The sequence below is a fragment of the Pseudomonas shirazensis genome (assembly GCF_014268785.2).
GTDB lineage: Bacteria > Pseudomonadota > Gammaproteobacteria > Pseudomonadales > Pseudomonadaceae > Aquipseudomonas > Aquipseudomonas shirazensis.
In genome coordinates, this window is the sequence record NZ_JABWRD020000002.1 from 835,362 (window position 1) to 854,944 (window position 19,583).

Genomic DNA, 19,583 nt, shown 5'->3' on the forward strand with positions numbered 1-19,583 from the left:
GGCGAAGCTGCGATCTGGGGCCGCTACGCGCCCCTTTCGCGACACAGGCCGCTCCTACAGAGGGTTGCGTCATGCCAGGAATGAAAAGGGCCGCTAAGCGGCCCTTTTTCAGTTCTTGCGGATCTTTTCTACTATTGCAGTAGTTGAGCTGTTTTCCACAAGGCCGAGCACTTTCACCGTCCCGCCGTAGCTGGTGACGATGTCGGCGCCGACCACTTGATCGATGCCGTAGTCGCCACCTTTGACCAGCACATCAGGCTTGACCTGGCTGAGCAGGTTTTCTGGGGTGGCTTCCGGGAAGCTGATGACCCAATCAACTGCACCCAAACCAGCGAGTACTGCCATGCGCCGGTCGACGCTATTGATCGGGCGGCCAGGACCCTTCAGGCGACTGACCGAAGCGTCGTCGTTGACGGCGACGATCAGGCGATCACCTTGGGCGCGGGCTTGCTCCAGGTAGGTCACGTGGCCGGCATGAAGGATGTCGAAACAGCCGTTGGTGAACACGATCGACTCGTTGTGCGCGCGCGCATCGTCGATCGCCAGCAACAACTGTTCGATGGTCAACACGCCGCGCTCCGAACCTTCTTCGCGCTGAATCGCACGGCGCAGTTCAGGGGCGCTGATCGCCGCGGTACCGAGCTTGCCGACCACGATGCCGGCGGCAAGGTTGGCCAGGGCCACGGCATGGGGCAGGTCTTCGCCAGCAGCGATAGCGGCGGCCAGGGTCGAGATGACCGTGTCGCCGGCACCGGTGACGTCGAACACTTCACGGGCCCGGGCCGGCAGGTGCAGCGCCGGGTGGTCGGCGCGCAGCAGGGTCATGCCATGTTCGCCACGGGTCACCAGCAATGCACCCAGGTCCAACTCCTGCATCAATTGCAGGCCCTTGCCGACCAGGTCGGCTTCATCGACGCAGCGGCCGACAATGGCTTCGAACTCGCTCAGGTTGGGCGTGATCAGGCTCGCGCCGCGGTAGATCGAGAAGTCCTTGCCTTTGGGGTCGGCCAATACCGGAATACCGCGGGCACGCGCCGCCTGGACCAGGCTCTGGTGGTTTTTCAGGGCGCCCTTGCCGTAGTCGGACAGGACCAGCACCTTGACCCCATCCAGCAGCCTTTCAACCTCGACACCCAATGACAGCGGGTCGGTGGCGAACGGTTCTTCGAAGTCGATGCGCAGCAGTTGCTGATGACGGCTCATGACCCGCAGCTTGACGATGGTCGGCTGGTGGGCAATGCGCTGGAAGATCGAGCGTACGCCCGCAGCCTGCAAGCTGTTGCTCAGGCTCTCGGCCGCTTCGTCCTGGCCGGTCACACCGACCAGCGAGGCCGGCGCGCCCAGGGCGGCAATGTTCAAGGCCACGTTGGCCGCGCCGCCGGGACGGTCTTCGATCTGCTCGACCTTGACCACAGGCACCGGCGCCTCCGGGGAAATACGTGAAGTACCACCATGCCAGTAGCGGTCGAGCATGACATCGCCGACCACCAACACCGGGGCTTGATCGAAACTCGGCATGGACAACTTCATGGGCAACCCATATGGAAAAATTAACAGGGGCAGGATATTAGCACAGGCCAGACGATGGCTTTAGCGCCAAGCCGGCCTGGACAATTCCGGTGACAATCGGGGCCGGATCGGCCCCGCAACAGCCGACTCAGGTGATATCGACTTTCTCTGGCTGATCAAGGCCCATCGCGTGCAGGCGGGCATAATGGCCATTAGCCTCGAGCAGTTCGGCGTGAGTACCGCGCTCGACCAGACGGCCTTGGTCCATGACCAGGATCATGTCGGCCTTTTCGATGGTCGACAAGCGGTGGGCGATGACCAGCGTGGTGCGACCTTGCATAACGTGATCCAGTGCGGCCTGGATGTGCCGCTCCGACTCGGTATCGAGCGCCGAAGTGGCCTCGTCGAGAATCAGCAGCGGGGCGTTTTTCAGCAAGGCCCGGGCAATCGCCAGACGCTGGCGCTGGCCACCGGACAACAGCACACCGTTCTCGCCGACTTCGGTATCGAAGCCCTTGGGCAACTGATCAACGAATTCCTTGGCGTAGGCGTCGGCGGCGGCAGCCTCGATGGCCTCGCGCGGCGCACCAGCCAGATCGCCGTAGGCAATGTTGTTGGCGACGGTATCGTTGAACAGGGTGACGTGCTGGGTGACCTGCGAGACATGCCGGCGCAGGTTGCGCAACTTGTACTCTTCGATCTCCACGCCATCGAGCAGAATCTGCCCTTCATTGTGGTGATAGAAGCGCGGGATCAGCGCTGCCAGGGTCGACTTGCCACTTCCGGAGCGACCAACCAGGGCGATCATCTGTCCAGGCTCTGCGGTGAAGCTGATGTCGTTCAGCACCTGGCGCTCGGTACCGGGGTAGGTGAAGCTCAGGTTGCGCACCACCAGACGACCCTCGACGCGGTCCTTTTCAACCGTGCCAGCGTCCACTTCGGCAGGCTCGTCGAGCTGCTCGAAGATACTCTCGGCGCCGGCCAGGCCTTTCTGGATGGTCGAGCTGACTTCCGAAAGCTGACGAATCGGCTTGGGCAGCAGGCCAGCAGCAGTAATGTAGGCCACAAGATCGCCGGCCGAAGCGTCGCCGCGCAGGAACAGCACGAGGAACATCAGCGACGCCATGGCGGTGTAGATCACCAATTGCAGCGCCGGCGTGTACAGCGCGCCAGTCTTGGTCATGCGCAGCTGTTTGTCGGTGTTGCTCTGGCTGGCCGCGTTGAAACGGCGCTGCTCGTAGGCTTCGCCGCCGAAGCTGCGCACCACACGGTAGCCTTGAATGGTCTCGGAGGCGACATGGGTCACATCCCCCATCGCGACCTGGATCTTCTTGCTCTGCTTGCGGAATTTCTTGCTGGCAGTACTGACCATCACCGCGATGATCGGCAGGATCGCCAACATCACCAGGGTCAGTTTCCAATTCATCCACAGCAGGTAGGCGAACAGGAACACCACCGTCAGGCCTTCACGGATCACCACCTTGATTGCATCGGTGGCAGCACCGGTGACCATGGTCACGTTGAAGGTGATGCGCGAGATCAGGTGACCCGAGTTGTGGCTGTCGAAATAGCGGTTGGGCAGCACCAGCAGCTTGTTGAACAGCTCGACGCGCAGGTCGTGGACCAGGCCCAGCGAGACCTTGGCCAGAAAGTAGTTACCCAGAAACGAACCAAGGCCCTGCCAGGCGGCGATCAGAATGATCAGCAGCGGCACTGCCTGCAGCAGTTTCAGGTCGCGCAGGTACGGCACGGAGGGGAACAGCACGGCTTGAGAATCGCTCAGGCCGTCGACGAAATACTTGAGGATGCCGGCCAGCATGGGCTGGGTCGACGCAAAGATCACGAAGCCGAGAATGCTGAGCATGAAGATGCCGAGATAGGGCTTCACATAGCTGAGCAGGCGGAAATAGATCTTCAGGCTCGAGGGCGCGGACGATTCGGGAACTGTCATGACAATCCGTCGGGTGAAAAAGAGTCGGGATTATACCACACGCGGTGTTGCCGACCGCCTGCTGCAGGTAAGATAGGCGGCTGCCCTGCCCTTGGCCACACTCTGGAGACTTGATGCAAGCGCTTGAACAGGCACGTTATCTCGCACTGCGCGAAGGCGCCACTGTGCTCGAAGCCGATGGCACCGGCGACAAGGTCCTGCGCCTGATCGATGGCAGCATGCTCAAACTGTTTCGTCGCAAGCGCCTGCTCAGCTCTGCTGCGTGGTATCCGTATGCGCAGCGCTTTGCCGACAACTGTCGGCATCTGCAGGAGCGGCAGATTCCGTGTCCAGTGGTGAAGGCGGTATACCGTATCGGCGCAATCGAGCGCGATGCCGTGCACTATGCACCGCTGCCTGGGCAGACCTTGCGCCAGGTGCTTGAAGAGCCTGCCGATCACGACCAACTGCGTGCGCAACTGGGCCGGTTCATTGCGATTCTGCACGAGCGCGGGGTGTACTTCCGCTCGGCGCACATGGGCAATGTGGTGCTCACGCCTGAGGGTGAACTGGGCTTGATCGACATCGCCGACCTGCGCATCTTCCGCCGGCCGCTGCGCAAGTCGCAGCGGCTGCGCAATTTCAAGCACATGCTGCGCTATCCGCAGGATCGTCAGTGGCTGCTCGACGCCGGCGACAGCAGCTTTGTCGACGGCTACCTGGCCGCTCAGCAGCTGTGCAGTCGCGAAGAACTGGCCAAGGTGCTGGCCTGAGACCGGGGCTTTGCAGGAGCGGCCTTGTGTCGCGAAAGGGCCGCGCAGCGGCCCCACGGCTTCAGCTTCGCCGCTGACATCGCCGGGCCAGCTACGCTGGCCTTTCGCGACACAAGGCCGCTCCTACAGGGACCGCGCAAGCTTTTTTAATGCGTTACCAGCGCTTACGCTGTTGTTGCTGGACAACCCTGCCCAACACCATCGCTGCCGGCAACAACACCAGCGGCCAAAGCTCATCCGGGTTGCCGATCAGCTTGCTGCCATCGAAATTGAGCATCACCAGCGCGCACGCCAGGTACATACCCCACGGATCGCGCAGGCGAATCGCCTCGATCAGGGTCATGGCCATGACGATCAGGAACAGCACCAGCGAAATGCCACCGGTGTACAAGCCCATCGCGACGAAGATGTTGTGCGGATGCTGAATCGGCATCACGCCGCTGAGCAGCTTGTCGGTCTGGAACTCTACGCCACAGCCAAGCAGCCAGCCGCAATTGCGCCACTCGCCGACCATGATCTGGAACAACTCAATGCGATACGAGTCGCCGCGCGCAAAAAGGTTGTGGAACCACTGCGCATCCTTGACCAGCCACAGCGCTATCGCCCCCATCACCGCACACGCCAACAGCCAAGGCCCGGCAACCCGGGGGAAGCGCCACAGCGCGTAGCACGCCCAGGCCGCGAACAGGAAGGCTGCGCCGACCAGTGCAGTGCGCGTCTGCAAGACGAAACTGACCGCCACCACCGATAGCACTAGCGCAGCACAGGCTTCCACCCAGCGGCGGTTCTTGACCCACGCTGGCATGGCCAGGGCCAGCGCGCAGAACAACCAGATGCTGGCATAGATCACGTTCTCAAGCCGCGCGGGCAGGATCCCTACTCGCGCGCCGAAACGGAACTCGCCAGACTGGTAGGCATAGGCCGCACAGCCATAGATATATAGGCACAGCGCCCAGAACAGGGCTCGGGTGAATGCCTCGGAGCGGAAGAAGTCCGGATTGAGCAGCCCGCCCAGAATGAACACGAACAAGGTCACATAGAGGATGTGCTTGTAGAACTGCCCATCACCAGCCACCGCCGCTGGCACCAGGAACCACAGCAGAAACACTACCCAGGCCCAGCCCAGCTTGTTTGCAAACAATCCTGCGCCGCGCTCCTTTATCAGGAACACCAGCCCAGGCAACGCGACGAACGCGTAGAAAATGTTGTTGGTCCACTTCGAGGACGTCATCAACACATAGCTGAGCAGAAACACGATCAGTGCTGCAGCAAAGTATTGCCTGCTCATTGCGCCCTCCTTGCCTATCTTTTCAAACATCCTTCAATACCCATCCAACCAGTAGTCCAATAACGAGCGCAGCCATCAATTTGATGCGCTCCATGCGCTTGCGCCGAAGCTTCTTGACCTTCTCTTCGGGCATTTCCACGTGCTCACCGAAACCGGTGTGCAATACAGCGTCGTTTTCAAGAATCAGTGCGTAGCGGTTGGCGTCGGCATACAGCCGCGACAGGCTCTTCTCGCCCGAATGCGAGGCATACGGCGCGTGCGCCTGGTAATCAGCCAGCCGGCGCAGGCCCGGATTGAAGGAAAAGCCCTGCCATTCCGGTTTGTTCGAACCCAGCTGGTAGAACGGGATGCCGGCGTGCACCTGACGCTCGTGCAGGAACACATACGGGCTGTGCACCTGCAGGTCATGGGCAAAGCTGCGCAGCCAGACCTGCAAGGCCTGTGGATCAGCTTCAAGCAGGGCCATGGAGTCTTCGATGAAGCCCGGGCGGTAGAACGCCCAGTCATCTTCACAGTGGAACACCCAGAACGTCTTGATCTGCGCGTACGCGGCGTCAACCGAACGCAACTGGCCCAGCTTCGGGTTGTTGACGATAAAGGTCGTGTGCGCACGCCAGTGTTCGGGGATGCATTCGCGCACGGCTTCGTCGCCGGCGTCTTCGGTGATGAACACCTCGCGGATGGGAGCGGTGTTGAAGCGGTCGAAGGTCTCGAGCGTGCGCTTGAGCAGATCGAACCGACCGCAACTGGTCACCATCAGCGTGATCTCGCTGCTTTCACTGAAAAGCATGGTTGTCCTCGATGGTTTAGGGTCGGGCGTTATAGACCCAGGGCGCGACGCAGACGTTGCCACGGGCCCGGGTTGTCACGCTGACGCAAAGGGGGACGCATGGCCTCGACGATCGCCTGGCCGATGGCGTGGAAGCTGAAGCGCTGCTCTGCCAATGCCTGGCCATTGCGGGAAATACGCTCGGCCAGGGCGCTGTCGGCACGCAGCACCGCGAGTTTTTCGCGCAATTGCGCAAGGTCGCGGTACAGCACGATGTTGTCCATGTCGACAAAGCCCAGGGCGCGGTTTTCTTCATCACCCTGGTCGTAGGCGAACAGCACACAGCCACAGGCCATGGCTTCGAAGTTCTTGATCATGTACTCGCCCATGCCGACATCGGCACTGACGAAGTAGCGAATGCGGCTGAGGGTCTGGCTGTACTCTTCGCCGGACTTGGTGCGGGTGATGACCAGGTTTTCCACCTCGGCCAACGAGTCGAGCATGGCCTTGCGCCCGGAATAGGCGACGCTGCGCAGGCTGCCGACAAACGCCAGTTCGATATCGCGCTCGCGGTTCTCGTTGCGCAGCAGCGCCTGGTCATAGCCCTTGGGCACGAACACCGCGTCAAAGCCTTCGTCCTGCAGACGGCGGGTGACCACCGCACCAGAGGTGATCACCCGCGCCCACGGCAGGCGGCGGTAATGCGCGCTGAACTTGCCGGTGTACTTGCAGGGGATGTAGTTCTGGTAGGCATCGTGCTCAAGGATGACCAGATTGGGTATCTGGCTGATGAAGCGAACCTGACGGATCTCCTTTTTGAAGCGCAAGAAGAACAGGATGCGGTCGTACTGTTCGACCTGCACATGCTGCTTGAAGTAACCGCGCAGGTCGTCCTGTTCGGCGTCGGTCAGCCAGCGGATATCACACTCGCAACTGGCGGCGATGCCTTCATACAGCCGATCAAGGATGGCGCGCTGCTCTTTCTGGACCAGAAACAGGACTTTCACTGTGGTTTACTCTTGTCGACCAGTGTCTCGACCCAAAACAGTTCGTGGCGACGCACTGCCTTACGGAAGAACTCGTTTTTACCAAATAGCGGCCAACGGCGACCTGCCAGATACTGTTGCAGCAAGCGCCGAACCCGTCTTTTGAGCGGCGCCGGCGGCTGCAGGTCGTGCATCATAGCCAAAGACATGGCCTTTTGCCTCTGTCGCTCAGGGGAGACTTGCAGTGCCCACGGGCACATCCCCGGCTGCGCCTCGAACAACGGCGGCAAGGCCACGCCGTCACCCGCCTCGCCCATCGGCCAGCGGTCGTTGTCATGAAGGTGGTTGGCGTACAGCAGCAGGGTCTGCGGCTGCCACTGGCACGCGGCCAGCGCCTCGCGCAGTGCATCGTGGGCGCAGATGTGATCGGGGTGCGGGTCGAGCTGCGGATGCGGCAGCACTACGGTGTCCGGTCGCGCGCGCTCGATCAGCTCGCACAGATCAGCCACCAGGGCCTGCCAGGTCGGCTGACCGTGTGCATCACTCTGAAGAGTGCATTCGTTGAAGCGGCGAAACGGACGCGTATCGACCAGATCGGCCTCACGGGACGCCACTACTGCTTGCGGATTGGCCTGCATCGCGCTCAATTGCATGCAGAAGTAACCGAGCTGCACACTCTGCGCCGATGGCACCCCGGCCCAGCGCGGCACGGCGACGCTGTCCCAACTGCGCAGCTCGCCCTTGAGCCGGGCTGCCTGCACGGTGTCCAGGGCCAGTGTGTCGCGGTAGTACTCATTTTCAATTTCGCCAGCGGTCAGGGTGACGATCCAGCTCTGCTCGGCCTGGGCATACGCTGCAAAGGCCGCCAGCTCGGCATCATCGGCATGCGGCGCGATCACCATCAGGGTGCCGGCAAGGTAGTCGGCGTGGCCGATAACCAGCAGCTCCATTTCATCTGCCAGCCGGCAGTGGCGCCCGCGCAAACGCAGCTGCCCAGCTGCCAATGCAGCCTCCTGACCACTGAGATTGAGGTAGCGCACGCCCTTGGCGCCGCGCTCGAAGGTTTGCTTGTCGGCGTTGCCGCCTTCGATGACAACGGCAGGGTCAAACAGCCGACCGAGCAAGCTGGCGCGCAGCTGCACTCGCAGCAGCAGGGTCTGGCTGGCATCCAGTACGCAATCTGCAGGCAGCGTCAGCAGGCCGTCGCGGCTGTGCAGCGGGTAGCGCGCGCAGCCTTGCAGGTCGTACTCGTAATCACTGGCGGCCACGTAGAACAGGTGATCAGAAAACCAGGCTTCATGGCCGACCCATAGCAGCAGCGCGAGTACCGGCGGCAGCCACCACAGCCACAAGCCCGACAGCAAAAGAACGCACAACAGCACCAACACAACCAGCCGTTTGCGCTTGCGATGACGATTGAGTAACTGCTGCTTGCGTGCGCTCATGGTCAGACCTGATACACCGGCACCGGCGTGCACCAACGCTCCTTGTACTCCCGGTCAGCACGACCGAAGGAGAACCGCAGGGCCTTGTTGCGCGCGCGGGCATCTTCCCAGGCGGCCTGGGTATTGAGGAAACTCAGCACGCTGCCGGGGCTGAACGCCTTGGTCTCGGGGTCGACGCCACCGTTGACGTACTCGACGCTGACCCACTCTGGGGCCTCGACACGGTAGATCAGCTGGATGGCAATCGGTGCACCTTCAAGCAATACCACCGAACCGATCAACAGCTCGCGCAGGCGCTCCAGCACTTCAGGCATATGCTGCGCGCCGGTGGCGGCGAAGCCCCAGCGGCGCTGGAACAGGTCGCAATACATGCTGGCGATCTGCGCCGAGGTAAAATCGCTGATCGGCTGCACCTGCCCGCCGGCTTCTTCCAGCAGGCGCAGTTCGCGGCGCTGGTTGTAGCGAAACTTCTTCGACAGGTCTTCCGGCGCGCGGGCCATGGCCAACTGTTCAGTTTGCGCCTGCAGGCCGCTGAAGCGCCCGTGGTTGAGCTCTGACAGGTAGCGCCCGGCATGCCGCAGCGGCGCCTCGGCAGTGCTGGACGCCGGCAGAATCAGTTCGGCATTGCCCAGGTCGAACAGACCCTTTTTGCCGTGACGCTTGAGCACGTCCTTGGACAATGCCAGGTGGCGACCCCAGGTCGGAATGGCCGCCTGTAAATCACCGCCCTGCTCCCACCCCAGATAGCGGACCGGGATCTGCGCAAGCTCAGCCAACTGTTCGAGCACCCGCGGATGGGTCGCGACGCTGCCGCCGAAGCGCTGCCAGGTCTCGGCATAGGCGGCGGCATCGATGACTTTCCAGCCGCGCTCGCGCACAGCCGGGATGCGGTTGAAGATCACGGCTGCACCGCCAACGCCTGCGCTTGCGGCAACTGCCAGAAGGTCTCGGCGACGGCCTGATCACTGAAGCGCTCGCGCAAGCGTTGCAGCATGTGCTCGGCACACGCCTGACGCTGCTGGTCGTCCAGCCTGGCCATATGTTCCAGGCCCTGGGCCAACTGCCCGGCATCGCCCAGCGGGAACAGCATGCCAACGCCCTCGACCACTTCGCGGGCACCGCCACAGGCCGTGGCCAATACCGGAACGCCGGCGACCATAGCCTCCAGCAGGACCATGCCGAACGGCTCGTGATCCGAGCTCAGCGCAAATACATCGAACGCCTTGAAGTAGCGCCGCGCATCCGCCACCTGGCCAAGAAAGTCGACCTGAGCAGCAATACCCAGCTCGACCGCCAGGGCCTTGAGCTGTGGCTCCAGGCGGCCAGTGCCGAGGATCGCCAGGCGAGCACCGGCAGGCAGATTCGGCAGCGCCTGGGCAAATCCTTTGAGCAAGGTCGCCTGGTCTTTGTCCGGGTGCAGACGGCCAACATTGCCGACAATCCACGCCTGTGGGTCGAGGCCAAGTACGCGCCGAGCTTCCACAGCCGGCACCAGGCTGGCCTGCAGTGCATCGACGTCGATGCGGTTGTACAGAGTTTGAATACGTTCGGCCGGCCACTGCGTCAGGCAGCGGCGCATATCGTCACGCACCGCGTCGGACACCCCGAGCAAGCTCAGGCGCTGGCGGAACAGATTGGCGAAAAGCCGGCGGCTGTTGCGCTGATAGTCGCCGAACGCGTGGTGCACGCCGATCACCGGCAGATCGGTGCCGAGAGAGGCGACATAGATCGGCTTGAAGCGGTGGGCGATGCACAGGGCAAAGTTGCGCTCGGCAGCGATCCGCCGCAGCGCACGTATCGCCCCCAGCTTCAGGCCGCGCACGGCCTTGGAGCTGAATTCGAGAAACAGCACTTCGTCCGAAGCACAGCCCGCGGCTACCTGCGGATCGGCCTTGCCGGTGAGAAACACCGTGGTGACCTGATAACCGCGCCCCTGAAACAGGCTGGCGTACTGACGGGCACAGTCGAGAAACGGCCCGTCATAACCATGGCAGAACTGCAGAATGCGCGGTTCAGAGCGGCTGGTCATAAGGCGCAGCGCCATCCTTCACGACCAGGATGTCTTCCATGATCAGGTACTGCAGGTCCGAGCCGAAGAACATGTTCAAGGCGTCGGTCGGCGAGCAGATCATCGGCTCGCCACGACGGTTCAGCGAGGTGTTCAGCGACACGCCGTTGCCGGTCAGGTCTTCCAGCGCTTTCATCATGTCGTAGTAGCGCGGGTTGTATTCGCGCTTGAGCACCTGGGCACGCGAAGTGCCGTCCTCGTGGACCACTTCCGGTACACGGGTTTTCCATTCATCCGACACTTCGAAGGTGAAGGTCATGAACGGCGCAGGGTGATCGATCTTGATCATCTGCGGCGCAACGGTGTCGAGCATCGACGGGCAGAAAGGCCTCCAGCGCTCGCGGAACTTGATCTGGTGGTTGATCCGGTCGGCAACCCCGGCAACGCTTGGGCAGCCGATGATCGAACGGCCACCGAGCGCGCGCGGGCCAAACTCCATGCGGCCCTGGAACCAGGCCACAGGGTTGCCATCGACCATGATCTTGGCGATCTGCTCGGGCATGTTGTCCAGCTTGCGCCACTGCGGCTGGCTCGGATGGCGAGCGCAGGCGGCAATCACGTCTTCGTTGGAATACGACGGGCCGAGGTAGACGTGTTCCATCTTCTCGACCGGGACGCCACGGGCGTGCGACACGTAGGCAGCAGCGCCGACCGCAGTACCGGCGTCACCGGAGGCCGGCTGCACGAACAGCTCCTTGACGTCCGGGCGGGCGATGATCTTCTGGTTGAGCTTGACGTTTAGCGCGCAGCCGCCAGCGAAGGCCAGCTTGCCGGTCTGCTTGAGGATGTCGCCCAGGTAATGGTCGATCATCTGCAGCGCAAGCTTCTCGAACAGCGCCTGCATGCTCGCCGCGTAGTGGATGTACGGCTCGTCGGCGATATCGCCTTCGCGCTTGGGACCCAGCCACTCGATCAGTTTTGGCGAGAAGTAGAAGCCCTTGCCCTTTTCTTTATAGCGACGCAGGCCGATGACGTTGGCGTATTCGGTGTTGATCACCAGTTCGCCGTTTTCAAAGCTGGCCAGGCGTGAGAAGTCATATTTGCTGGCATCGCCGTATGGCGCCATGCCCATGACCTTGAACTCGCCGTCGAGCATTTCGAAGCCGAGGAACTCGGTGATCGCGCCATACAGGCCGCCGAGCGAGTCCGGATCGAAGAACTCCTTGATCTTGTGGATCTTGCCGTTTTCACCGTAGCCAAAGAAGGTCGTGGCGTATTCGCCCTTGCCATCGATGCCGAGGATCGCGGTTTTTTCTTTAAAGCCCGAGCAGTGGTAAGCACTGGAGGCGTGCGCCAGGTGGTGCTCGACCGGCTCGATCTTGATCTTTTTCGGATCGAAGCCCAGTTGCTCGAGGCACCAGACGATCTTGTTGCGATAGCGCTTGTAGCGACGGTTGCCCATCAGCAGCGCGTCGAGGGCGCGGTCCGGGGCATACCAGTAGCGTTTGGCATAGTGCCAGCGGGCCTTGCCGAACAGGCTGATCGGGGCGAAGGGTATGGCGACCACATCGACGTCCGACGGCTTGATGCCGGCCTGCTCCAGGCAGAACTTCGCCGATTCGTAGGGCATGCGGTTCTTCGCATGCTTGTCACGCACGAAGCGCTCTTCTTCGGCGGCGGCAATCAGCTTGCCGTCGATGTACAGGGCCGCGGAAGGGTCATGGCTAAGGGCGCCGGACAGGCCAAGAATCGTCAATGCCAAGGGTCTAGCCTCTTCATTCGGTAGAGATGCGCGGTCGGCCTCACGGCGGACGGCGGCTAAAGGGCGGGATTATAACGCAAAGCTCCATCGCGCACCGCCCCTGTGTAGGAGCGGCCTTGTGTCGCGAAAGGCCAGCGAAGCTGGCCCGGCGGTATCAGCGGCGAAGCTGAAAATGTGGGGCCGCTTCGCAGCCCTTTCCGACCGGTCCGGCGCTCCGGCAAGGCCGCCCCTACAGGGATCTGCACAGCATCAGGGCACTGTGACTACTCAGCAATCAGCCAATCCAGGCGCCAGCTACCGTCAGTCTGGGCCAGCTCTTTGGCCAGCAGCGGCAGCAACTCGCGCAGCTCTTCTTCCAGACCCCATGGCGGGTTGGCAATCGCCAGGCCGGAACCGTTCAGACCCTGCGGGCTGTCCTGATGATGCACATACAGCTCGGCGCGCAGCAGCTTCGGCGCGCCGGTGCTGGTCAGGTCCTGATAGTAGCGAGTCAGCAAGCGCTGGTCCTTGATCGGGTACCAGATCACCGCCACCGTCTGGCGCATGCGCCCGATCGCTTCCTTGACTGCAACGGTGCAGCGCTTGAGCTCGTCGGCCTGCTCGAACGGCGGATCGATGAGCATGATCGCGCGTTTTTCCTGCACTGGCAGCAGCGCCCGGGGCACATGCCAGCCTTCACCCAGATGAACGGTGACGCGCGGGTCCTTTTTCATGTTCTCGCGCAGCAATGGGCCGTCTTCCGGGTGCTTTTCGTTGAACAGCGCACGGTCCTGCTGACGCATCAGCCGGCGCGCCAACTCGGGCGAGCCCGGGTAATAGCGCAGCTCACCTTCTGGATTCAGGCGCTTGATCACGCGCAGGTAGTCGGCGATGATCTCGGGCAGATCGTCACGGCCCCACAGCCGGGCAACGCCCTCCAGGTACTCACCGGTACGGCTCGCCTGGTCGCCGTGCAGGTCGTACAGACCGAGGCCGGCGTGGGTATCGATGTAAGCGAACGGCTGCTCCTTGCGCGACATCAAGGCGATGAGGCGGGTCAGCACGATGTGTTTGAAGACGTCGGCATGGTTGCCGGCGTGGAAGGCGTGACGATAGTTCATGGCAACTCCTGCGCAGGCGGCAAGTTTACCTTGTCAGGCTGGAGTCGTCAGGCCTGCGTATGCGCCAGGCGACTGCAGGCCTGCCTTGCAGCGGGCAAGAAAAAGCCCGCACCTAAACAGGCGCGGGCTTTTTCATACAGCGATCAGGGCAACATTACTTACCGATGTGGTAAGCCTCGTCAGCCTTCTCGAAGCGCGAAACCATGCTCGAGGTCGGCGCGCCCAGCTTGCTCACCAGCACGATGGCGATGGTGGCAAACAGGAAGCCCGGAATGATTTCGTACAGGCCGGTGTCCAGCTGCTTCCAGAAGATCACGGTCAGTGCGCCAACTATGATACCGCTCAGCGCGCCGTTGCGGGTCATGCCCTTCCACAGTACCGACAGCAGGACTACCGGACCAAACGCAGCACCGAAGCCAGCCCAGGCGTACGCCACCAGGCCAAGCACGCGGTTTTCCGGGTTGGCTGCAAGGGCGATGGCGATCAGTGCCACGGCCAGGACCATGATCCGACCGACCCAGACAAGCTCGACCTGGGAAGCGTTTTTACGCAGGAAAGTCTTGTAGAAGTCTTCGGTCAGGGCGCTGGAGCAGACCAACAGCTGGCAGCTCAGGGTGCTCATCACCGCCGCCAGAATGGCCGACAGCAGCACACCGGCAACCCACGGGTTGAACAGGATCTTCGCCAGCTCGATGAACACACGCTCGTGGTTCTCGGTAACCGGGCCAGCCAGATCAGGGTTGGCCGAGAAGTAGGCGATACCGAAGAAGCCCACGGCGCAAGTACCAGCCAGGCACAGGATCATCCAGGTCATCGAGATGCGACGAGCCTTGGCGATCGACTTGACCGACTCGGCAGCCATGAACCGCGCGAGGATGTGCGGCTGGCCGAAGTAGCCCAGGCCCCAGCCCATCAGCGAGATGATGCCGATGAAGGTCGCCCCCTTGAACATGTCGAAGTTGGCCGGGTTCTGCGCTTCGATGGCGAGGAAGGTGGTGTCGAAGCCGCCCGTCGAGATCAGCACGATGATCGGCGTCAGGATCAGTGCGAAGATCATCAGCGAGGCCTGCACGGTATCGGTCCAGCTCACTGCCAGGAAACCACCGACGAAGGTGTAGGCGATGGTCGCAGCAGCGCCGGCCCACAGTGCGGTCTCGTACGACATGCCGAAGGTGCTTTCGAACAGGCGAGCACCCGCCACGATGCCCGAGGCACAGTAGATGGTGAAGAACACCAGAATGACTATCGCAGAGATGATCCGCAGCAGCCCGCTCTTGTCTTCAAAGCGGCTGGCGAAGTAGTCCGGCAGGGTCAGCGCGTCGCCGTTGTGCTCGGTCTGCACACGCAGACGGCCGGCCACGAACAGCCAGTTCAGGTAAGCACCAACGGTCAGGCCGATGGCGATCCAGGCTTCAGACAAGCCGGACATGTAGATGGCGCCTGGCAGGCCCATCAACAGCCAGCCGCTCATGTCGGAGGCACCTGCGGACAGCGCGGTGACAACGCTACCGAGGCTACGTCCGCCGAGAATGTAATCGGAAAGGTTGTTGGTGGAGCGATAGGCGGCGAAGCCGATCAGTACCATTACTGCGATGTAGACCACGAAGGTGATCGTCAGTGGATTGCCCATGGTTGTGCCCTGGCGTTTGTTTTTATTTCATGCAACCAGCCGACAAAGCGGTTGCACCCAGGCGGCGCATGCTATGCAACAACATGAACCGGGTGCAACCATTTTTCATTTGCCAGTTGCACCCTGAAATGCGTTTACACACAAAACGTCGCTTTTAGATACTTTTGTCGCAAACGCCGCGTTTATAAAGGGAAAACGCACCATAATCGAGCAGCGCGACGACCTAAAACCACGCGCCAGACGAGTTGCACCTCAAACTATAAAAAAACGGGTTGCACCAGGTTGCACCCGCAATTGGCTAGCGCTAATCTTGGCCTCAGCTAAAGCCACAACAAGTGGCAATAATGAGGACAAGAAATGGCGACTACCACCCTTGGGGTCAAACTCGATGACCCTACCCGTGAGCGACTCAAGGCAGCTGCGCAGTCGATTGACCGCACGCCGCATTGGTTGATCAAGCAGGCTATCTTCAATTACCTGGAGAAGCTCGAGGGTGGCGCGACCCTGCACGAAATCAATGGCCATGGTGCCAACCTCAGTGACGACGCCGGCGAGGTACAGCCTGAGCATAGCCATCAATGCTTCCTCGAGTTCGCTGAAAGCATCCTGCCGCAATCGGTACTGCGTGCTGCCATCACTTCGGCCTACCGTCGCCCCGAGCAGGAAATGGTGCCGATGCTGCTGGAGCAGGCGCGCCTGACCACTGCCCAGGCCGAAGCCACCAACAAGCTCGCCTCGGGCATCGCCGAGAAGCTGCGTAACCAGAAGAGCGCCAGCGGTCGTGCCGGTATCGTTCAGGGCCTGTTGCAGGAGTTTTCGCTGTCGTCACAGGAAGGCGTTGCTCTCATGTGCCTGGCCGAAGCCCTGCTGCGCATCCCCGACAAAGGCACCCGCGACGCGCTGATCCGCGACAAGATCAGCACCGGCAACTGGCACCCGCACCTGGGCAACAGCCCGTCGCTGTTCGTCAACGCAGCAACCTGGGGCCTGCTGCTGACCGGCAAGCTGGTCTCGACCCACAACGAATCCGGCCTGACTTCGTCGCTGACGCGCATCATCGGCAAAAGTGGCGAACCGATGATCCGCAAGGGCGTCGACATGGCCATGCGTCTGATGGGTGAGCAGTTCGTCACCGGCGAAACCATCGCCGAAGCCCTGGCCAACGCCAGCCGCTTCGAGTCCAAAGGCTTCCGTTATTCCTACGACATGCTCGGTGAAGCCGCACTCACCGAGCATGACGCACAGAAGTACCTGGCCTCCTACGAGCAGGCGATCCACTCGATCGGCAAGGCCTCCCATGGCCGCGGCATCTATGAAGGCCCGGGCATCTCGATCAAGCTTTCCGCGCTGCACCCTCGCTACAGCCGCGCGCAATACGAGCGGGTGATGGACGAGCTGTACCCGCGCCTGCTATCGCTGACCTTGCTGGCCAAGCAGTACGACATCGGACTGAACATCGACGCCGAAGAAGCCGACCGCCTCGAGCTGTCGCTGGACCTGCTCGAGCGCCTGTGCTTCGAGCCATCGCTGACTGGCTGGAACGGTATCGGTTTTGTCATCCAGGCTTATCAGAAGCGTTGCCCGTACGTGATCGACTCGGTCATCGACCTGGCCAAGCGCAGCCGCCATCGCTTGATGATCCGCCTGGTCAAGGGCGCCTACTGGGACAGCGAAATCAAGCGCGCCCAGGTCGAAGGTCTGGAAGGCTATCCGGTCTACACCCGCAAGGTGTACACCGACGTTTCCTACATCGCCTGCGCACGCAAGCTGCTGTCGGTGCCAGAAGCCATCTACCCGCAGTTCGCTACCCACAACGCCCACACCCTGTCGGCCATCTACCACATCGCCGGGCAGAACTATTACCCGGGCCAGTACGAGTTCCAGTGCCTGCACGGCATGGGCGAGCCGCTCTACGAACAAGTGGTGGGCAAAGTTGCCGATGGCAAGCTGAACCGTCCGTGCCGGGTGTATGCCCCGGTCGGTACCCACGAGACGCTACTGGCCTATCTGGTGCGACGCCTGCTGGAAAACGGCGCCAACACCTCGTTCGTCAACCGTATTGCCGACCACTCGATTTCGATTCAAGAGCTGGTCTCCGACCCGGTCGCCAATATCGAGCAGATGGCGGCCCAGGAAGGCAGCATCGGCCTGCCACACCCGCGCATCCCGCTGCCGCGTGACTTGTATGGCAGCGAGCGGGCCAACTCGGCCGGTATCGACCTGGCCAACGAACATCGCCTGGCGTCGTTGTCCTGCGCCTTGCTGGCAACCGCTCACACCGAGTGGAAAGCCGCACCGATGCTGGGTTGCGCTAGCAGCCAGGAAGTGGCGGCAGCGGTGATCAACCCGTCCGATCATCGCGACGTCGTCGGTCATGTGCAGGAAGCCACCGTCATTGATGTTGACAACGCCATCCAGTGCGCGCTGAACGCTGCGCCGATCTGGCAAGCGACGCCACCAGCCGAGCGTGCAGCGATCCTCGAGCGCAGTGCCGACCTGATGGAGGCCGAGATCCAGCCGTTGATGGGCCTGCTGGTGCGTGAAGCCGGCAAGACCTACGCCAACGCCATTGCCGAAGTCCGCGAAGCGGTGGATTTCCTGCGTTACTACGCGGTACAGGCCCGCAACAACTTCAGCAACGACGCCCACCGCCCATTGGGCCCGGTGGTGTGCATCAGCCCGTGGAACTTCCCGCTGGCGATCTTCAGCGGCCAGGTTGCTGCGGCCTTGGCTGCCGGTAACCCTGTGCTGGCCAAGCCTGCCGAGCAAACTCCGCTTATCGCTGCGCAAGCGGTGCGCTTGATGCTTGAAGCCGGCATACCTGAGGGTGTGCTGCAACTGCTGCCAGGCCGCGGTGAAACCGTCGGCGCCGGTCTGGTCGGTGACGAGCGGGTCAAAGGTGTGATGTTCACTGGTTCGACCGAAGTCGCCCGCCTGCTGCAACGCAATATCGCTGGCCGCCTCGACGCTCAAGGCCGACCGATCCCGCTGATCGCCGAAACCGGCGGGCAGAACGCGATGATCGTCGACTCGTCGGCCTTGACCGAGCAAGTGGTGATCGACGTGGTTTCCTCGGCATTCGACAGCGCCGGTCAGCGTTGCTCGGCCCTGCGCGTTCTGTGCCTGCAGGAAGACTCCGCCGACCGCGTGATCGAAATGCTCAAGGGCGCCATGGCGCAAAACCGCCAGGGCAACCCGGAGCGCCTGTCGGTGGACATCGGCCCGGTAATCGACGCTGAAGCCAAGGCGGGTATCGAGAAGCACATCCAGGCCATGCGCGAAAAAGGCCGCGCCGTGTATCAGGTGGCCATCGCCGATGCTGCCGAATGCAAACGCGGTACCTTCGTCATGCCGACCTTGATCGAGCTGGACAGCTTCGACGAACTCAAGCGCGAGATCTTCGGTCCGGTACTGCACGTAGTGCGCTACAACCGCCGCAACCTCGACCAACTGCTCGAGCAGATCAACGCCTCCGGCTACGGCCTGACCCTGGGCGTACACACCCGCATCGACGAAACCATCGCCAAGGTTGTGGATACCGTCAACGCCGGCAACATGTACGTCAACCGCAACATCGTCGGTGCCGTAGTAGGCGTGCAGCCGTTCGGTGGTGAAGGCCTGTCCGGCACCGGCCCGAAAGCCGGCGGCCCGCTGTACCTGTACCGCCTGCTGTCGACCCGCCCGGTCGACGCCGTGGCTCGCCAGTTCAAGGAGGCCGATGCTACCAGCAAGGTCGACAGCGTCCTGCGCGATCAATTGATCAAGCCGCTGCACAGCCTTAAAGCCTGGGCCGAAAGCAACCAGCTGAGCGACCTGGCCAGCCTCTGCGAGCAGTTCGCAGAGCAATCACAGAGCGGCATCACCCGCCTGCTGCCGGGCCCGACCGGCGAGCGCAACAGCTACACCATCCTGCCGCGCGAGCATGTGCTGTGCCTGGCAGACAATGAAGCTGACCTGCTGGCTCAATTGGCTGCAGTACTGGCTGTAGGCAGCTCGGCGGTATGCGTCGACGGCGAGCCGGCCAAGAGCCTGCGTGCGCGCCTGCCTAAAGAGCTGCAAGGCAAGGTCAAGCTGGTAGCCGACTGGACCAAGGATGAAGTAGCGTTCGATGCTGTTATCCACCACGGCCACTCGGACCAACTGCGCGCCGTGTGCGAACAGGTAGCCAAGCGCGCCGGGGCGATTGTCGGTGTGCACGGGTTGTCCAGCGGCGATCAGCAGATTGCCTTGGAGCGTTTGGTGATCGAGCGCGCAGTGAGCGTCAACACCGCTGCGGCAGGGGGTAACGCGAGCTTGATGACGATCGGCTGACACCGGCACGGCAGTAAGCAAAAAAGGAGAGCTTTGGCTCTCCTTTTTTTATGACTTTCAGAATGGTGCGTT

Annotated in this window: 13 protein-coding genes; 2 read left to right on the forward strand and 11 right to left on the reverse strand. The window is 62.0% G+C overall.

Annotated features, from left to right (window positions below):
• Positions 1-108 precede the first annotated feature (108 nt).
• Together hldE and msbA are read right to left on the reverse strand one after the other, a co-directional pair.
• A complete protein-coding gene (gene hldE / locus HU736_RS15130; protein WP_186700676.1) occupies positions 109-1,530 on the reverse strand; it encodes a bifunctional D-glycero-beta-D-manno-heptose-7-phosphate kinase/D-glycero-beta-D-manno-heptose 1-phosphate adenylyltransferase HldE in 1,422 nt (473 codons plus the stop codon).
• A 127-nt stretch (positions 1,531-1,657) separates the two neighbouring features.
• The gene (gene msbA / locus HU736_RS15135) at positions 1,658-3,460 is read right to left on the reverse strand and encodes a lipid A export permease/ATP-binding protein MsbA (RefSeq protein ID WP_103435826.1); all 1,803 of its coding nucleotides are present in this window, start codon (positions 3,458-3,460) and stop codon (positions 1,658-1,660) included.
• Positions 3,461-3,573: 113 nt separating this feature from the next.
• Here msbA and HU736_RS15140 point away from each other — a divergent pair, with 113 nt between their 5' ends.
• Positions 3,574-4,212 (forward strand): BUD32 family EKC/KEOPS complex subunit, encoded by a 639-nt coding sequence (locus tag HU736_RS15140; protein ID WP_186700677.1) that lies wholly within the window; start codon positions 3,574-3,576, stop codon positions 4,210-4,212.
• Positions 4,213-4,366: 154 nt separating this feature from the next.
• On the opposite strand, the gene HU736_RS15145 is transcribed toward HU736_RS15140, so the two are convergent.
• The 9 genes from HU736_RS15145 to putP all read right to left on the reverse strand — a co-directional run bounded on the left by HU736_RS15145 (position 4,367) and on the right by putP (position 15,200).
• On the reverse strand, positions 4,367-5,500 hold the full coding sequence (locus HU736_RS15145) for an O-antigen ligase family protein (RefSeq protein WP_225913054.1): 1,134 nt from the start codon (positions 5,498-5,500) through the stop codon (positions 4,367-4,369).
• Positions 5,501-5,522: 22 nt separating this feature from the next.
• Positions 5,523-6,290 (reverse strand): hypothetical protein, encoded by a 768-nt coding sequence (locus HU736_RS15150; RefSeq protein ID WP_103435823.1) that lies wholly within the window; start codon positions 6,288-6,290, stop codon positions 5,523-5,525.
• A 29-nt stretch (positions 6,291-6,319) separates the two neighbouring features.
• On the reverse strand, positions 6,320-7,276 hold the full coding sequence (locus HU736_RS15155) for a glycosyltransferase family protein (RefSeq protein ID WP_103435822.1): 957 nt from the start codon (positions 7,274-7,276) through the stop codon (positions 6,320-6,322).
• Positions 7,273-8,700, reverse strand: coding sequence for a PIG-L deacetylase family protein (locus HU736_RS15160; RefSeq protein WP_186700685.1), 1,428 nt, complete (start codon positions 8,698-8,700; stop codon positions 7,273-7,275). Before HU736_RS15160 ends, HU736_RS15155 begins: the two co-directional genes overlap by 4 nt.
• 2 nt (positions 8,701-8,702) lie before the next feature.
• A complete protein-coding gene (locus HU736_RS15165) occupies positions 8,703-9,599 on the reverse strand; it encodes an antimicrobial resistance protein Mig-14 (RefSeq protein WP_103438682.1) in 897 nt (298 codons plus the stop codon).
• Positions 9,599-10,729 carry a glycosyltransferase gene (locus HU736_RS15170; RefSeq protein WP_186700686.1) on the reverse strand — a complete coding sequence of 377 codons (1,131 nt, stop codon included), beginning with the start codon at positions 10,727-10,729 and terminating at the stop codon, positions 9,599-9,601. The genes HU736_RS15165 and HU736_RS15170 overlap by 1 nt, the downstream gene beginning before the upstream one ends.
• Positions 10,713-12,470 (reverse strand): carbamoyltransferase family protein, encoded by a 1,758-nt coding sequence (locus HU736_RS15175; RefSeq protein WP_101315830.1) that lies wholly within the window; start codon positions 12,468-12,470, stop codon positions 10,713-10,715. Before HU736_RS15175 ends, HU736_RS15170 begins: the two co-directional genes overlap by 17 nt.
• 263 nt (positions 12,471-12,733) lie before the next feature.
• Positions 12,734-13,570 carry a 23S rRNA (adenine(2030)-N(6))-methyltransferase RlmJ gene (locus HU736_RS15180; protein WP_186700687.1) on the reverse strand — a complete coding sequence of 279 codons (837 nt, stop codon included), beginning with the start codon at positions 13,568-13,570 and terminating at the stop codon, positions 12,734-12,736.
• Between the two features lie 154 nt (positions 13,571-13,724).
• Positions 13,725-15,200, reverse strand: a complete 1,476-nt coding sequence (putP, locus tag HU736_RS15185) for a sodium/proline symporter PutP (protein ID WP_103435819.1) — start codon at positions 15,198-15,200, stop codon at positions 13,725-13,727.
• A 357-nt stretch (positions 15,201-15,557) separates the two neighbouring features.
• On the opposite strand from putP, the gene putA reads away from it, so the two are divergent.
• Positions 15,558-19,511, forward strand: coding sequence for a trifunctional transcriptional regulator/proline dehydrogenase/L-glutamate gamma-semialdehyde dehydrogenase (gene putA / locus HU736_RS15190; RefSeq protein ID WP_186700688.1), 3,954 nt, complete (start codon positions 15,558-15,560; stop codon positions 19,509-19,511).
• Positions 19,512-19,583 lie beyond the last annotated feature (72 nt).

Bases quoted from the DNA above. Each gene is read 5' to 3' on its own strand.
- HU736_RS15170 (WP_186700686.1), bottom strand. From the start codon at position 10,729: ATGACCAGCCGCTCTGAACCGCGCATTCTGCAGTTCTGCCATGGTTAT.
- msbA (WP_103435826.1), bottom strand. From the start codon at position 3,460: ATGACAGTTCCCGAATCGTCCGCGCCCTCGAGCCTGAAGATCTATTTC.
- HU736_RS15140 (WP_186700677.1), top strand. From the start codon at position 3,574: ATGCAAGCGCTTGAACAGGCACGTTATCTCGCACTGCGCGAAGGCGCC.
- putA (WP_186700688.1), top strand. From the start codon at position 15,558: ATGGCGACTACCACCCTTGGGGTCAAACTCGATGACCCTACCCGTGAG.
- HU736_RS15160 (WP_186700685.1), bottom strand. From the start codon at position 8,700: ATGAGCGCACGCAAGCAGCAGTTACTCAATCGTCATCGCAAGCGCAAA.
- HU736_RS15145 (WP_225913054.1), bottom strand. From the start codon at position 5,500: ATGAGCAGGCAATACTTTGCTGCAGCACTGATCGTGTTTCTGCTCAGC.
- HU736_RS15180 (WP_186700687.1), bottom strand. From the start codon at position 13,570: ATGAACTATCGTCACGCCTTCCACGCCGGCAACCATGCCGACGTCTTC.
- HU736_RS15150 (WP_103435823.1), bottom strand. From the start codon at position 6,290: ATGCTTTTCAGTGAAAGCAGCGAGATCACGCTGATGGTGACCAGTTGC.
- hldE (WP_186700676.1), bottom strand. From the start codon at position 1,530: ATGAAGTTGTCCATGCCGAGTTTCGATCAAGCCCCGGTGTTGGTGGTC.
- putP (WP_103435819.1), bottom strand. From the start codon at position 15,200: ATGGGCAATCCACTGACGATCACCTTCGTGGTCTACATCGCAGTAATG.